This is a genomic window from Pseudomonas gingeri, assembly GCF_013386165.1.
Taxonomy (GTDB): Bacteria; Pseudomonadota; Gammaproteobacteria; order Pseudomonadales; family Pseudomonadaceae; genus Aquipseudomonas; species Aquipseudomonas gingeri_C.
The window spans coordinates 1-13735 of the sequence record NZ_JACAOS010000013.1 but is presented as its reverse complement, the minus strand read 5'-3'; the positions used below and the strand labels follow the sequence as shown (position 1 = coordinate 13735).

Below are 13735 nucleotides of genomic sequence, written 5' to 3'. Positions count from 1 at the left end.
AGAATCAAAATTGCTCGGCATCCAGTAGGAACAACGACTCGCTCCCCGCTTTTACCGAGGCCGTCAGCGAGTGAATACGCGGCAACAGACGTGCGAAATAGAACCGCGCCGTGCCCACTTTACTCGCGTAGAACGTCTCCTGAGTCTCTTTGCCCAATGCGGCCTTGGCCATCAATGCCCACATGTAGGCATAGGCGGTATAACCGAAGGCTTGCAGGTATTCGACAGATGCCGCACCGATTTCGTTCGGATTGGTCTTGGCCCGTTCCAGGACCCAGGCCGTCAATTCATCGAGGTTATCCAGCGCAGCGCTCAACGGCTGGGTGAACTCGGCCAGCCCGGCGTCGGCGCTCTGGATGAAATGGCGGATCTCTTCGGCGAAGAGTTTGTAATAAGCGCCGCCGTTGCCAACGATCTTGCGCCCTACCAGGTCCAGGGCCTGGATACCGTTGGTGCCTTCGTAGATCTGGGTGATCCGCACATCGCGCACCAGTTGTTCCTGCCCCCACTCGCGGATATAGCCATGGCCGCCGAACACCTGCTGGCCGTGCACGGTGGTTTCCAGGCCGAGGTCGGTCAGGAACGCCTTGGCCACCGGGGTCAGCAAGGCCACCAGGCCATCCGCGCGTTCGCGGACGCCGGCGTCCTCACTGAACTTGGCGGTGTCCAGTTGCATCGCCACGTAGGTGGAGAATGCCCGCCCACCTTCGTTCGCGGCTTTCATGGTCAGCAGCATGCGCCGCACATCGGGATGCACGATGATCGGGTCGGCCACCTTGTCCTTGGCCTTCGCCCCGGTCGGCGAACGGCTTTGCAGGCGATCGCGGGCGTACTCGATGGCGTTCTGGTACGAGCGCTCGCCCGACGCCAGGCCCTGGATACCGACACCCAGGCGCTCGTAGTTCATCATGGTGAACATCGCGGCCAAGCCTTTGTTCGGCTCGCCGATCAGATAACCCACGGCTTCGTCGAAGTTCATCACGCAGGTCGCGGACGCCTGGATGCCCATCTTGTGTTCGATGGACCCGCAGCTCACCAGGTTGCGGGCGCCGAGGCTGCCGTCGGCGTTGACCATGAACTTCGGCACCAGGAACAGCGAGATGCCCTTGGGACCGGCCGGGGCATCCGGCAGCTTGGCCAGCACCAGGTGAATGATGTTCTCGGTCAGGTCGTGCTCGCCGCCAGTAATGAAGATCTTGGTCCCGCTGACCTTATAGGAGCCGTCTGCCTGGGGCTCGGCCTTGGTACGGATAATCCCCAGGTCGGTGCCCGCATGGGATTCGGTCAGGCACATGGAACCGGCCCAGGCCCCCGAATACATGTTCGGCAGGTAAATGGCCTTCAACTCTTCGCTGGCGTGGGTGTTGATCGATACGCAGGCGCCGGACGTCAGCATCGGGTAGAGGCCGAACGCGAGGCTGGAGGAGTTGATCATCTCTTCGACCTGGGCCGACACCACCTTGGGCATGCCCATGCCGCCGAAAGCCGGATCGCCGCCAACCCCCACCCAGCCGCCTTCGGCGTAGGTCTGGTAGGCCTGGGGGAAACCGGCAGGCGTGAAGACTGCAGTGTTGTCCCAGCGGCAGCCTTCTTCATCGCCGCCACGGCTCAGGGGCGCGATGCTCTTGGCGGTGACCTTGCCGGCCTCTTCGAGAATCGCCTCGACGGTTTCGGCGTCGACGGTCTCGGCCAGGGCAGGCAGTTGGCCCCAGAGTTTCGCGACCTCGAACACTTCATTGAGGACGAAGCGCATATCGCGCAGGGGCGCTTTGTAGTCAGCCATGGCAAACCTCGCAAGATCTAAACGACAGGCCCCGGATGAGGCCGCTTTTCCAAGGTTTGAGTTTACCCGAACAACTTTTGCGACACATAGGGTCCTTATGTGACTTTTTTAATATTTTTAGTCACGAACATGTTTTAGCCATGCGTTGCCTGTTCCGACCCTTCGCGGCGATGGACGATCCGACGAGCCCTGCGAAGGGGCCCTCAAGCGCCCCGCACGCCGTCAGCCCCATTCGAAAACAGCTACAGCGCGAACAACTGCGCCGGCAAACGCATCAGACACTCACTTCCCGCCTCCACCGCCGCCCGATGGGCGGTCGTACGTGGCAGCAGGCGCTTGAAGTAGAACTCGCAGGTCGCCAGCTTGCCCTGGCAATACTCGGCGTCACCACTGCCCTCCTCCAACTGGGCCTGAGCCACCAGCGCCATGCGCAGCCAGAGGTAAGCAAGGATGATGTAACCGCTGTACATCAGATAATCCAACGCCGCAGCGCCCACCTCATCGGGGTTCTTCATCGCCGCCATGCCGACCTGGGTGGTCAGTTCGCCCCACTGCTGGTTCAAGTCGCCCAATTGCGCCACATAACCCTTGAGTTGCGGATGCTCGGCATTCGCCAGGCAGAACTTGTGCACGATCCTGGTGAAGCCGCGCAGCAACTTGCCCTGGCTGCCGAGCACTTTGCGCCCCAGCAGGTCCAACGCCTGAATCCCGTTGGTGCCTTCGTAGATCGGCGCGATCCGGCAATCGCGGACCAGTTGCTCCATGCCCCACTCACGAATGAAGCCGTGGCCACCGAACACCTGCATCCCGTGATTGGTCACCTCAAGACCGGTCTCGGTCATGAACGCCTTGCAGATCGGGGTCAGGAAGGCCAGCAGATCCTCGGCTTCCTGGCGCTGGGCGGCATCGCCCCCCAGATGAGCGACATCCAGCCACTGCGCGGTGAAATAGGTCAGTGCCCGATTACCCTCGTTGAAAGCCTTCATGGTCAGCAGCATGCGCCGCACATCGGGATGCACGATGATCGGATCGGCGACCTTGTCCGGCGCCTTGGGACCGGTGAGCGCGCGCATCTGCAGGCGGTCGTTGGCGTACCGGACCGCGCCCTGGAAACTCGTCTCACCCAGGCAAAGGCCCTGCATCCCGGTACCGAGGCGAGCATGGTTCATCATGGTGAACATGCAGTTCAGGCCCTTGTTGGCCTCGCCGATCAGAAAGCCCTTGGCCTCATCGAAGTTCAACACGCAGGTCGCACTGGCCTTGATGCCCATCTTGTGTTCGATGGAGCCGCACTGCACTCCATTGCGCTCACCCGCATCACCGGCGGCATTGACCAGGAACTTCGGCACGATAAACAGGGAAATACCCTTGGTCCCCGCCGGCGCATCCGGCAGCTTGGCCAGCACCAGATGCACGATGTTCTCGCTCATGTCGTGCTCGCCGGCAGAGATGAAAATCTTGCTGCCGCTAATCCCATAGCTGCCGTCAGCCTGGGGCACGGCGCGGGTCTTGATGATCCCCAGGTCAGTGCCGCAATGGGCCTCGGTCAAGCACATGGTGCCGGTCCAGCGACCTTCGGTCAGTTTGCTCAGGTAGGTGTTTTTCTGTTCCTCGGTGCCGTGGGCATGAATCGCCGACATGGCGCCGTGGGTCAGGCCCGGGTACATGCCCCAGGAAGTATTGCTGGAACCGATCATCTCGCTGATCACCAGCCCCAGGGACAACGGCAAGCCTTGCCCGCCATAAGCCGGGTCCGCCGCCAGGCCGTGCCAGCCGCCTTCGACATACTGGGCAAAGGCCTGCTTGAAGCCCTTGGGCGTGGTCACCACACCCTGGTCGAAATGGCAGCCTTCTTCATCGCCGGAGCGGTTCAGCGGCGACAGCACCTGCTCGCAGAACTTGGCGCCTTCCTCCAGGATCGCGCCGACCATATCGGGGCTGGCATCAGCGGCACCGAGGGCAGCGTAGTGGGCGTGGAAATCGAAAACATGGTCGATCAGAAAGCGCATGTCGCGTAGCGGGGCTTTGTACTCAGGCATGGTCGTTTCTCCGGCAGCAGATGACTCAACCTACTGCCCTGCCCGGCCCCGGACAATCACCGTCCAACCGCTGAATGCTCCACCATCACTCAGCCGACAGCTTCGCCCGTGCGGATCGCGCCACGCCGGCTTTGCCCCGCCGCGATCACGCAGTTACGGCCTGCGCCCTTGGCGGCATAGAGCGCCTGGTCAGCGGACTTGAGCACCTCTTCCGGGGTGCGTTGCTCCGGTTGACGCTCGGCGACACCAATACTCACGGTCACCGACACGCTCGTGGCGCCGCTGCCCGCACGTCGCTGACGACCTTGCTGGTCGTCGTGGGGGCGGTTGTCCTGGTTGCGCAACTGGATATGGTAGTTGGCGATCACTTCACGAATGACCTCCAGGTGCGGCATGCACTCCTCCAGGCTCTTGCCGGCAAACACCACCGCGAACTCTTCACCGCCGTAGCGATAGGCGCGACCGCCGCCGCTGACCTTCGCCAGCTTGCTGGCGACCAGGCGCAACACCTGGTCGCCGACATCGTGACCGTGGGTGTCATTGAATTTCTTGAAATGGTCGACGTCGGTCATCGCCAGCACATAGTTGCGGCCCAGGCGCTGCATACGCTCATTCAGCGCGCGGCGGCCCGGCAAGCCCGTGAGTTCGTCGCGGAAGGCCATCTGATAGGCCTCGTGGGCCACCGCCGCGGCAATCATCAACATCACCTGGCTGCACATGATGTTCAGGGTGAACGGCAGGATGAACGTCTTGGGCAACATCCAGAACAACCCGAGCAGCCCGGTCAACTGGGCCGCATGCAGTGGTCGCGGATGACGCCAGTACTGCACCGTGAGCAGCACGAAGGAGGCGAAGAACACCGGATAGGACAACTGGATCAGGCTCATCCAGTCCCCGTGCAGCGCCGGCCAACGGATTTCCGCCAGCCAGTCGAGCAAGGCTTGTGGATAACTCTGCTCCAACCCCAGCGCCACGCTGCCCACCGCCAGCAGCACGGCAAACCGCGCGACCATGTCCTGGAACAGATGAGTACGCTCCTCCCAGGCGGCGTACACGCCAAACAGCAGGGGCAGCAGCAGGCAACACAGGTGGAAGACCACCGCCGCGTCCTCGCGGACCTTGCCGTGATCCCGGTAATAATCGGTCTGGGTGGAAAGCAGGAAATAGGCGATGTACACCGTCACCATCAGGAACAACTCGCGCTGGCGTCGATACACCGCGCAGTAGGACCCGCCCAGCAGCAACACCAGGGTCGGCAGCACATTGAACAGCGAAGTGAAGAAGACGTTGAGTTCCTTGACGTAGGCAGCCGCAAGCCCCGCAAGCAACAACAGGAGAGAAGGTAAAAAATGACCAGCATGGACAGAGGAAGAACGCGGCAAGGGTAAAGCTCCGACCGGCAAAGCAATAAATGGCATTGTGCCTGTATTGTAAGACCTAAAGTACGGCAATGTGACATCAGTCACAAACGCCACCTCTTTAACGGCAGCGCGGCGATTCTTCTTAGCGATTGTGTCGGAATATTTTCTCTACGTGCCGTCATCGGCGACACGCAAAAAAGCCGCTTCCCCCCAGAAGGCGAAGCGGCTTTTGCAGAGGTCTCAGCGAGGCTTAGTAGCCCAGGCTGAAGTTCTCTTCTTTCATGTCCATCAGGTTATTGGCGCCCGACAGCATGGTTGCCACGTGAGTGCGGGTACGCGGCAGGATGCGCTGGAAGTAGAAGCGCGCGGTCTGCAGCTTGGCTGTGTAGAAGCCTTCCTCGGTGGTGCCGGCAGCCAGTTTCTCGGCAGCCAGGCGTGCCATCTCGGCCCAGAAGTAAGCCAGGCAGGCATAACCGGAGTACATCAGGTAGTCCACCGAAGCGGCACCGACTTCCTCACGATCCTTCATCGCGGCCATACCGACTTTCATCGTCAGCTCGCCCCATTCCTTGTTGATGGCCGCCAGCGGTGCGACGAACTCGCTGACCGCTTCGTTGCCTTCGTTGGCCTGGCAGAACTTGTGGACGATCTTGGTGAAGCCCTTCAGTGCTTCGCCCTGGGTCATCAGCACCTTGCGACCCAGCAGGTCCAGCGCCTGGATACCGGTGGTGCCTTCGTACAGCATCGAAATGCGGCTGTCGCGAACGTTCTGCTCCATGCCCCACTCGGCGATAAAGCCGTGGCCGCCGTAGATCTGCACGCCGTGGTTGGCGGCTTCGAAGCCGACTTCGGTCATGAACGCCTTGGCGATCGGAGTCATGAATGCCAGCAGTGCGTCGGCCTTCTTCTTCTCTTCTTCATCCTGGCCGTACTTGACGATGTCGACCTGCTTGGCGGTGAAGTAGACCATCGCCCGATTACCTTCGGCGAAGGCCTTCATGGTCAGCAGCATGCGCCGCACGTCAGGGTGCACGATGATCGGATCAGCGGCTTTGTCCGGCGCTTTCGGGCCAGTCAGGGAACGCATCTGCAGACGCTCGCGAGCGTATTTCAGGCCACCCTGGAAACCGATCTCGGCGTGGGCCAGGCCTTGCAGCGCGGTCCCCAGGCGAGCGGTGTTCATGAAGGTGAACATGCAGTTCAGGCCCTTGTTCGGCGGGCCGATCAGGAAACCGGTGGCCGCGTCGAAGTTCATCACGCAGGTGGCGTTGCCGTGGATGCCCATCTTGTGTTCGAGGGAACCACAGGAAACCGCATTGCGCTCACCGACGCTACCGTCGGCGTTCGGCAGGAACTTGGGCACGATGAACAGCGAAATGCCCTTGGTGCCGGCCGGTGCATCCGGCAGGCGTGCCAGGACGATATGGACGATGTTGTCGGCCATGTCGTGTTCACCGGCCGAAATAAAGATCTTGGTACCGCTGACCTTGTAGGAACCGTCGGCCTGAGGCTCGGCCTTGGTGCGCAGCATGCCCAGGTCGGTGCCGCAGTGCGGTTCGGTCAGGCACATGGTGCCGGTCCACTCGCCGGAAACCAGCTTGGTCAGGTAGGCCTCTTGTTGCTCAGGCGTGCCGTGTTCGGAAATGGTGTTCATCGCACCATGGGACAGGCCCGGGTACATGCCCCACGACCAGTTGGCTTCGCCGACCATTTCGCTGACCGCCAGGCCCAGGGACTCCGGCAGGCCTTGGCCGCCGTGTTCGACGTCGTGGGCCAGGCTTGGCCAGCCGCCTTCGACGAACTGCTTGTAGGCTTCCTTGAAACCGGTGGGCGTCTTAACGCCGGACTCGCTCCAGGTGCAACCTTCGATGTCGCCGACCCGGTTCAGCGGGGCCAGTACCTGCTCACAAAACTTGGCGCCTTCCTCGAGGATGGCGTCGACCATGTCCGGGGTAGCGTCCTGGCATGCCGGCAGGCTCTGATAGTGCGCTTCGTAACCGAGCAGCTCGTCACGGACGAAGCGAATATCACGCAAGGGGGCCTTGTAGTCAGGCATAGCGATAAACCTCTGCTGATGAATCCTGGAATGAGCGACCGCGTCGATTTGCCACGTCGGTCAAACGGTTGTTTGAAACATACGTTTGCGCTCAATTCTTGTCAAGTGTCGTTCATAAGCCATTCGTAATACATGGATGAAAGATGCACAGGAAAAAGCCGACAGCCTTGAAGGGCGGCCAGGGGGGCGTAATAGAAGAGTAGTCGAGGCTAAGAAGGGATGACGCGGGGATGGACTAAAGCCGAACACTTAAAAACGCAGCAACCCCTGTAGGAGCCGGCTTGCTGGCGATGGCGTCAGTAAGAACGCCGCAAGGCTCAAGGGCCTCATCGCTGGCAAGCCAGCTCCTACAGGGATCGCGCCTCAATTCTGATGGAGAGGTGACGCCTCAGGCGTAGGTATCGATCAACGTACCGAGCGCCTGATCCGAGGCCTTGGCCACCTTGGCACCCGCTTCGACCTGAAGCTTACCCTGGGACATGTCCACCATGGTGGTCGCCGGATCTTGCTGGCTTCGGTCCAGCGACAACAGGCGGTTGACCTGGGTATCGGACGACTGGCTCTTCAGCGAGCGGCCGTCGATGGTGTCGGCCACCTGGCTGGCGGACTGATCGACACGGTTCTGCCCGGATTGAATTGTGCTCAGACCGGCATAGACAGCGGTATTTCCTGAGATTTGCATGGGCGAACTCGACTGAAAACGGAATCGACAGCCTGCATTTAAGCAGACCCGCTGAAAAAACACCCGTCAAAAACCATAATGGCATATTGCCTATCGATAGGCAGAATCTAGGGCACGCTCGTCCAGCCCAAGCGGCTTAGTCCAACAGGTCCAATTGCAGGTACTTCGCCACGGTCTCGGCGGTCGCCGCCTTGAGCCTCGGCACCCGCCCCAGGCAAGGCGCCGGCAGGCGTTCGGCGAGGGTCGCGAGGTTCTCTTCCAGGCGTGACGTTTTCGGATCGATGATATTGGCGACCCAGCCGGCCAGTTGCAGCCCGTCCCGCTCGATGGCTTCGGCGGTCAGCAGGGCATGGCTGATACACCCCAGGCGCACCCCCACCACCAGTATCACCGGCAAGGCCAGCGCCTGGGCCAGGTCCGACAGGCTGGCCTGGTCCGCCAACGGTACCCGCCAGCCGCCGGCGCCCTCTATCAGAGTGAACTCGGCGTGTTTCGCCAACACCCGCTGCATCGGTCCCAGCAAGGACGGCACGGTCAACTTCACCCCCGCCTCGCGCGCCGCCAGATGCGGGGCAATCGCCGGTTCGAAGGCCACCGGATTGACCTCGGCATAAGTCAGCGGCAGCGAACATTCCGCCAGCAACGCCAGGGCATCGGCGTTGCGCAAGCCGTCCGGCGTCATCTCACAGCCGGATGCCACCGGTTTGCCCGCCGCGGTGCTCAGGCCGGCCTGATGGGCCGCATGCAGCAACCCGGCGGCAATCGTGGTCTTGCCCACGTCGGTGTCGGTGCCGGTAATGAAATAGGCAGCACTCATAATGGCTTCTCCAGAATGGCGTAGACCACCTGATAGGTCGCCGGCAAACCTTCGGCCTGGCGAAACTGTTCATAGGCCTGCATCAACCCGAGAATCCGCGCCCGCCCGGTCAAACCGCCCGGCCGGCCAGGATTGAGGTTGTGCGCGCCCAGGGCCTTGAGCTCATGGGTCAGGCTGCGTACATCCGGGTAGTGCAGCACCTGCGGCCGGCTTTCCAGGCTGACCACGCGCAAACCGCTGTCCCCGCACAACTGCTGATAGTCGCTGAACAGCCGGAAGCGGTTGACGTGCACCAAGCCATCCACCGCTCGCCAGCTTTCCCGCAGCTCGTGCAGGGTACCGACACACAGGCTGGCAAAAGCCATCACGCCACCCGGTCGCAGCACGCGCTGGGCCTCGCCAAGCACTGCGGCGAAATCGGCACACCACTGCACGGCCAGGCTGGAGAACACCAGGTCGCAACTGTCGGCCTGCAAAGGCAGGCGCTCGGCGTCCCCGGCGATAAAGTGCCGGGCACCACCCAGCGGACGGGCGTGCTCCAGCATGCCCTCGGCAATATCCAGCGCCACACCTTCCCCCTGGTCGAAGCGAACGCCCAGGGCGCGGCTGAAGTAACCGGTGCCACAGCCCATATCGAGCCAACGGGACGGACTCAACCCGGCCGGCAGGCGCCCGAGCAATTCGTGACCGATATCGCGCTGCAATTGGGCAACGCTGTCATAGCTGGCCGCCGCGCGGGAAAACGAGGCAGCAACCTGACGCTTGTCGGGCAGTCCGCCCGGCAAGACAGGGTGGGAAAGATCAGTCATCACCGGACTCATGCAAAAAGGCCTGGATAGCCCCGGCCACTCCATGGGGGTCATCCAGTAGAAAAGCGTGGCCGGCCTGTTCGATCAGGCCGATTTCGACATCCGGCAACAACGCCAGCAAATCACTGGCGGCCTCGGCCGGCACCAGGCCATCCTGGCCGGCGAACAGGTGCAATTGCGGACCGCGATAGGCTTGCAGCGCAGACCGGGTATCCAGTTGCGCCAGCACCTCCAGCCCATTCAACAGGGTCTCGGGGGCAGTATGAGGCGCACCAGCCAGGAGCAGTCGCGCCTGTCCGCGCGGGTCCGCCGAGCCCTGGGCACAGAGCAGGCTGAAACGCTTGAGGGTCGTTTGCGGATCGGCACGGCAGCCCGCCAGGAACAAATCGAACGTATCGTTCGCCATCGCCCCGGACCAGCCATCACTGACCACAAAACACGGGTTGCTCGCCAACGTCAGCAGCCCGCAGCAACGTTCACCGCGCCGCGCCGCCAGCGCCGAAGCGAGCATACCGCCCAGGGACCAACCGCCCAGCCAGGCATTGTCCGGCAGGGTCGCGTCCAGTTCGTCGAGCCACTCTTCGGGGTCGCCCGAGGCCAGCTCCGGCAAGGGTTCGATTTCCACCCGCAAGTGCTCATCCAGCCCGCGCAAGGCGGCGGCCAGGGGTTCCAGCGGCGAGATGCCGAGGCCCCAACCGGGCAACAGGATCAGACGATCACGCATGGTTTGGCTCCAACGGCTCAGAGGGGCCCAACAGGCTGAAACACGCGGCCAGCCCTTCTAACAATAGCTGCACCTGGGCCTCGCTGTGGGCCGCGGACAAGGTCACCCGCAGCCGGGCACTGCCCGCCGGGACGGTCGGCGGACGAATCGCCGTGACCATCAGGCCGCGCTCACGCAATAGCTGCGAGAAACGCAATGCCCGGCCGCTGTCACCGATCAGGATCGGCTGGATCGGCGTGAAGCTGTCCATCAGGGTCAGACCGATCTGTTCGGCACCCTGGCGGAACTGACGGATCAACCCATTCAGGTGCTCGCGCCGCCAGTGCTCGGTGCGCAACAACTCCAGGCTCTTCAACGTCGCGCAGGCCAGGGCCGGTGGTTGGCTGGTGGTATAGATGTAGGGGCGGGCGAACTGGATCAGGCTTTCGATCAATTCTTCACTGCCGGCGACGAAAGCGCCCGCCGTGCCGAAAGCCTTGCCCAGGGTGCCGACCAGCACCGGCACATCCTCCTGGCTCAGGCCGAAATGCTCGACAATGCCGCCGCCGTTGGCCCCCAGCGGGCCAAAACCGTGGGCGTCGTCGACCATCAGCCAGGCACCTTTGGCCCGGGCTTCACGGGCCAGGGCCGGTAAGTCGGCCAGATCGCCGTCCATGCTGAAGACGCCGTCGGTGACCACCAGCGTATTACCGGTGGCTTTCTCCAAGCGCTTGGCGAGACTGGCGGCGTCGTTATGCAGATAACGGTTGAAGCGCGCCCCCGAGAGCAAGCCGGCATCCAGCAGCGATGCATGGTTGAGACGGTCTTCCAGCACCGTGTCGCCCTGCCCGACCAAGGCCGTGACCGCACCGAGGTTGGCCATGTAGCCGGTGGTGAACAGCAGCGCACGCGGGCGTCCGGTGAGATCGGCCAGGGCTTCTTCCAATGCGTGGTGCGGTCCGCTATGGCCGATCACCAAGTGCGAGGCACCGCCGCCGACGCCCCAGCGTGCCGCGCCGGCCTGCCAGGCTTCGATGACCTGCGGATGATTGGCCAGGCCCAGGTAGTCGTTGTTACAGAAGGCCAGCAGGGGCTGGCCATCGACCACCACCTGCGGGCCTTGCGGACTCTCGAGCAGCGGGCGCTGGCGATAGAGGTTTTCGGCACGCCGGGCTGAAAGCCGGGCGGCGAGATCGAAGGACATGCAAGGCCTCGCGGGATCAGACAGCGGCGTTGTAAAACTGCTCGCTGCTCTTTTGCTCCACCAGCGCCTGCTCGATGGCCGCCTGGTGCACTTCATCAGCGTGCTCCTCACGGGCCTCGGGCAGGATGCCCAGCCGCGCGAACAACTGCATGTCCTTGTCGGCCTGCGGGTTGGCGGTGGTCAGCAATTTATCGCCGTAGAAGATCGAGTTGGCACCGGCAAAGAACGCCAGGGCCTGCATCTGGTCGTTCATTGCCTCACGGCCTGCCGACAGGCGAACGTGGGATTGCGGCATGAGGATCCGCGCGACGGCCAGCATGCGGATGAAATCGAACGGATCGACGTCATCGGCATTTTCCAGCGGCGTACCGGCCACCTTCACCAGCATGTTGATCGGCACCGATTCCGGGTGCTCCGGCAGGTTCGCCAGCTGGATCAACAGCCCGGCGCGGTCGTCGAGGGACTCGCCCATGCCGAGGATGCCACCGGAGCAGATCTTCATCCCGGCATCGCGGACATAGGCCAGGGTCTGCAGGCGCTCGCTGTAGGTGCGGGTGGTGATGATGCTGCCGTAGAACTCCGGCGAGGTGTCGAGGTTGTGGTTGTAGTAGTCGAGGCCGGCGTCCGCCAGGGCAGCTGTCTGGTCCTGGTCGAGCTTGCCCAGGGTCATGCAGGTTTCCAGGCCCATGGCCTTCACCCCTTTGACCATCTGCAGCACATAAGGCATGTCCTTGGCCGACGGGTGTTTCCACGCCGCGCCCATGCAGAAGCGGGTCGAACCGATGGCCTTGGCCCGTGCGGCCTCTTCCAGCACCTTCTGCACTTCCATCAGTTTTTCTTTTTCCAGCCCGGTGTTGTAGTGACCGGACTGCGGGCAGTACTTGCAGTCTTCCGGGCAGGCGCCGGTCTTGATCGACAGCAGGGTCGACACTTGCACGCGATTGGCGTCGAAGTGCGCACGGTGCACGGTCTGGGCCTGGAACATCAGGTCGTTGAACGGCTGGACGAACAAGGCCTTGACCTCGGCCAAAGACCAATCGTGACGCAAAGTGGCGGTGATGCTGGCGCTCATCGGCGGAGTTCCTTGTTTTATGCTGGGCAAGCGACTGGGGCAAAGGAATACCCACAGACGCGACACGGATGCTCGGCATATTTAAGGAAGACTCATGCACTGTCAACCACGATACGAAGGACCGGTTTACATCTGGTTAAAAAACAAACAAATCTGTTTATTATGCGATGAGACCACCGACACCCCTCACCCGATCTGCACGCCCTGCGAGAGCGAGTTGCCGTGGTTGATGGACTCGTGCCAGGTCTGCGCCCTGCCCTTGTCGGCGGCGGGACTGACCTGCGGGCAATGCCTCAAACAACCGCCGGCCTTCGAGCAGGTGATTGCGCCGTGGACCTACCGCTTTCCGCTGGACAGCCTGATCACCCGTTTCAAGCACCAGAGCCAATGGCCGTTGGGGCGGCTGCTGGGTGAATTGCTGGCCCAGGCATTGCGCGAGCGCTTTGACAATGGTTTGCCGCGCCCGGACCTGCTGCTGCCGGTGCCCATGGCGACTCGACGCCTGCGTCAACGGGGCTATAACCAGGCGGCGATGCTGGCGAACTGGCTGGCCGGAAAGCTGGAGATCCCCACGGATGAGCACCGTTTAAGGCGAGTTCAAGACACCCTCGCGCAACAAGGGTTGGATGCCCGGGCGCGTCGACGCAACCTGCTGCAGGCGTTTGCCCTGGCCCCCGGCGCGCAAGTCGCAGGCCTGCACCTGGCACTGGTGGACGATGTGCTGACCACCGGCGCCACGGCCGAAAGCCTGGCCCGATTGTTGATGAAGGCGGGGGCGCGACGCGTTGATGTCTACTGCCTGGCGCGCACACCAAGCCCGCAAAGCCGCTAGCCCTCTCAAGCACACCACAAAACCTGTGGGAGCGCCGGTCGATGCTCGATTGCCAGCGATGAGGCCCCTGAGTCTGGTGGTGTTCTTGCTGTCGCCATCGCCGGCAAGCCAGCTCCCACAGGATCGAGCCTCACCACAAAACTATCGTGTTGCCGAAGCCCTTGTAGGAGCTGGCTCGCCAGCGATAAGGCCCTTGAGCCTGGCGGTGTTCTTGCTGTCGCCATCGCCGGCAAGCCAGCTCCCACAGGATCGAGCCTCACCACAAAACTATCGTGCTGCCGAAGCCCTTGTAGGAGCTGGCTTGCCAGCGATGAGGCCCTTGAGCCTGGCGGTGTTCTTGCTGTCGCCATCGCCGGCAAGCCAGCCCCCACAGGATC

11 protein-coding genes are annotated in these 13735 nt (G+C 62.5%); 1 reads left to right on the top strand and 10 read right to left on the bottom strand.

What is annotated here, in order from left to right:
- Positions 1–4: 4 nt before the first annotated feature.
- The 10 genes from HX866_RS12150 to bioB form a co-directional block, all read right to left on the bottom strand.
- Positions 5–1783, bottom strand: coding sequence for an acyl-CoA dehydrogenase C-terminal domain-containing protein (locus HX866_RS12150; RefSeq protein ID WP_177139792.1), 1779 nt, complete (start codon positions 1781–1783; stop codon positions 5–7).
- Positions 1784–2025: 242 nt separating this feature from the next.
- Positions 2026–3822 (bottom strand): acyl-CoA dehydrogenase C-terminal domain-containing protein, encoded by a 1797-nt coding sequence (locus HX866_RS12145; RefSeq protein ID WP_177105820.1) that lies wholly within the window; start codon positions 3820–3822, stop codon positions 2026–2028.
- A gap of 89 nt (positions 3823–3911) precedes the next feature.
- Positions 3912–5204, bottom strand: a complete 1293-nt coding sequence (locus HX866_RS12140; RefSeq protein ID WP_177095396.1) for a GGDEF domain-containing protein — start codon at positions 5202–5204, stop codon at positions 3912–3914.
- A gap of 229 nt (positions 5205–5433) precedes the next feature.
- Positions 5434–7239 (bottom strand): phenylacyl-CoA dehydrogenase, encoded by a 1806-nt coding sequence (locus tag HX866_RS12135; RefSeq protein ID WP_177095394.1) that lies wholly within the window; start codon positions 7237–7239, stop codon positions 5434–5436.
- 388 nt (positions 7240–7627) lie between these two features.
- The gene (locus HX866_RS12130) at positions 7628–7921 is read right to left on the bottom strand and encodes a pyrroloquinoline quinone biosynthesis protein PqqE (protein ID WP_177095392.1); all 294 of its coding nucleotides are present in this window, start codon (positions 7919–7921) and stop codon (positions 7628–7630) included.
- A gap of 136 nt (positions 7922–8057) precedes the next feature.
- Positions 8058–8738: a dethiobiotin synthase gene (bioD, locus tag HX866_RS12125; protein WP_177139790.1), complete on the bottom strand. Its 681-nt coding sequence runs from the start codon at positions 8736–8738 to the stop codon at positions 8058–8060.
- Complete coding sequence (bioC, locus tag HX866_RS12120) at positions 8735–9547, bottom strand: malonyl-ACP O-methyltransferase BioC (protein ID WP_177095388.1); 813 nt, start codon at positions 9545–9547, stop codon at positions 8735–8737. The genes bioD and bioC overlap by 4 nt, the downstream gene beginning before the upstream one ends.
- A complete protein-coding gene (locus tag HX866_RS12115; protein WP_177105822.1) occupies positions 9540–10271 on the bottom strand; it encodes an alpha/beta fold hydrolase in 732 nt (243 codons plus the stop codon). Before HX866_RS12115 ends, bioC begins: the two co-directional genes overlap by 8 nt.
- Positions 10264–11454: an 8-amino-7-oxononanoate synthase gene (bioF, locus tag HX866_RS12110; RefSeq protein WP_177095385.1), complete on the bottom strand. Its 1191-nt coding sequence runs from the start codon at positions 11452–11454 to the stop codon at positions 10264–10266. Before bioF ends, HX866_RS12115 begins: the two co-directional genes overlap by 8 nt.
- 16 nt (positions 11455–11470) lie before the next feature.
- Positions 11471–12526 (bottom strand): biotin synthase BioB, encoded by a 1056-nt coding sequence (gene bioB, locus HX866_RS12105; RefSeq protein ID WP_177095384.1) that lies wholly within the window; start codon positions 12524–12526, stop codon positions 11471–11473.
- Positions 12527–12620: 94 nt separating this feature from the next.
- Here bioB and HX866_RS12100 point away from each other — a divergent pair, with 94 nt between their 5' ends.
- On the top strand, positions 12621–13358 hold the full coding sequence (locus tag HX866_RS12100) for a ComF family protein (RefSeq protein WP_177139788.1): 738 nt from the start codon (positions 12621–12623) through the stop codon (positions 13356–13358).
- Positions 13359–13735 lie beyond the last annotated feature (377 nt).

Bases quoted from the DNA above. Each gene is read 5' to 3' on its own strand.
- HX866_RS12130 (WP_177095392.1), bottom strand. From the start codon at position 7,921: ATGCAAATCTCAGGAAATACCGCTGTCTATGCCGGTCTGAGCACAATT.
- HX866_RS12135 (WP_177095394.1), bottom strand. From the start codon at position 7,239: ATGCCTGACTACAAGGCCCCCTTGCGTGATATTCGCTTCGTCCGTGAC.
- bioD (WP_177139790.1), bottom strand. From the start codon at position 8,738: ATGAGTGCTGCCTATTTCATTACCGGCACCGACACCGACGTGGGCAAG.
- HX866_RS12100 (WP_177139788.1), top strand. From the start codon at position 12,621: ATGCACTGTCAACCACGATACGAAGGACCGGTTTACATCTGGTTAAAA.
- bioB (WP_177095384.1), bottom strand. From the start codon at position 12,526: ATGAGCGCCAGCATCACCGCCACTTTGCGTCACGATTGGTCTTTGGCC.
- HX866_RS12115 (WP_177105822.1), bottom strand. From the start codon at position 10,271: ATGCGTGATCGTCTGATCCTGTTGCCCGGTTGGGGCCTCGGCATCTCG.
- bioC (WP_177095388.1), bottom strand. From the start codon at position 9,547: ATGACTGATCTTTCCCACCCTGTCTTGCCGGGCGGACTGCCCGACAAG.
- HX866_RS12150 (WP_177139792.1), bottom strand. From the start codon at position 1,783: ATGGCTGACTACAAAGCGCCCCTGCGCGATATGCGCTTCGTCCTCAAT.
- HX866_RS12145 (WP_177105820.1), bottom strand. From the start codon at position 3,822: ATGCCTGAGTACAAAGCCCCGCTACGCGACATGCGCTTTCTGATCGAC.
- bioF (WP_177095385.1), bottom strand. From the start codon at position 11,454: ATGTCCTTCGATCTCGCCGCCCGGCTTTCAGCCCGGCGTGCCGAAAAC.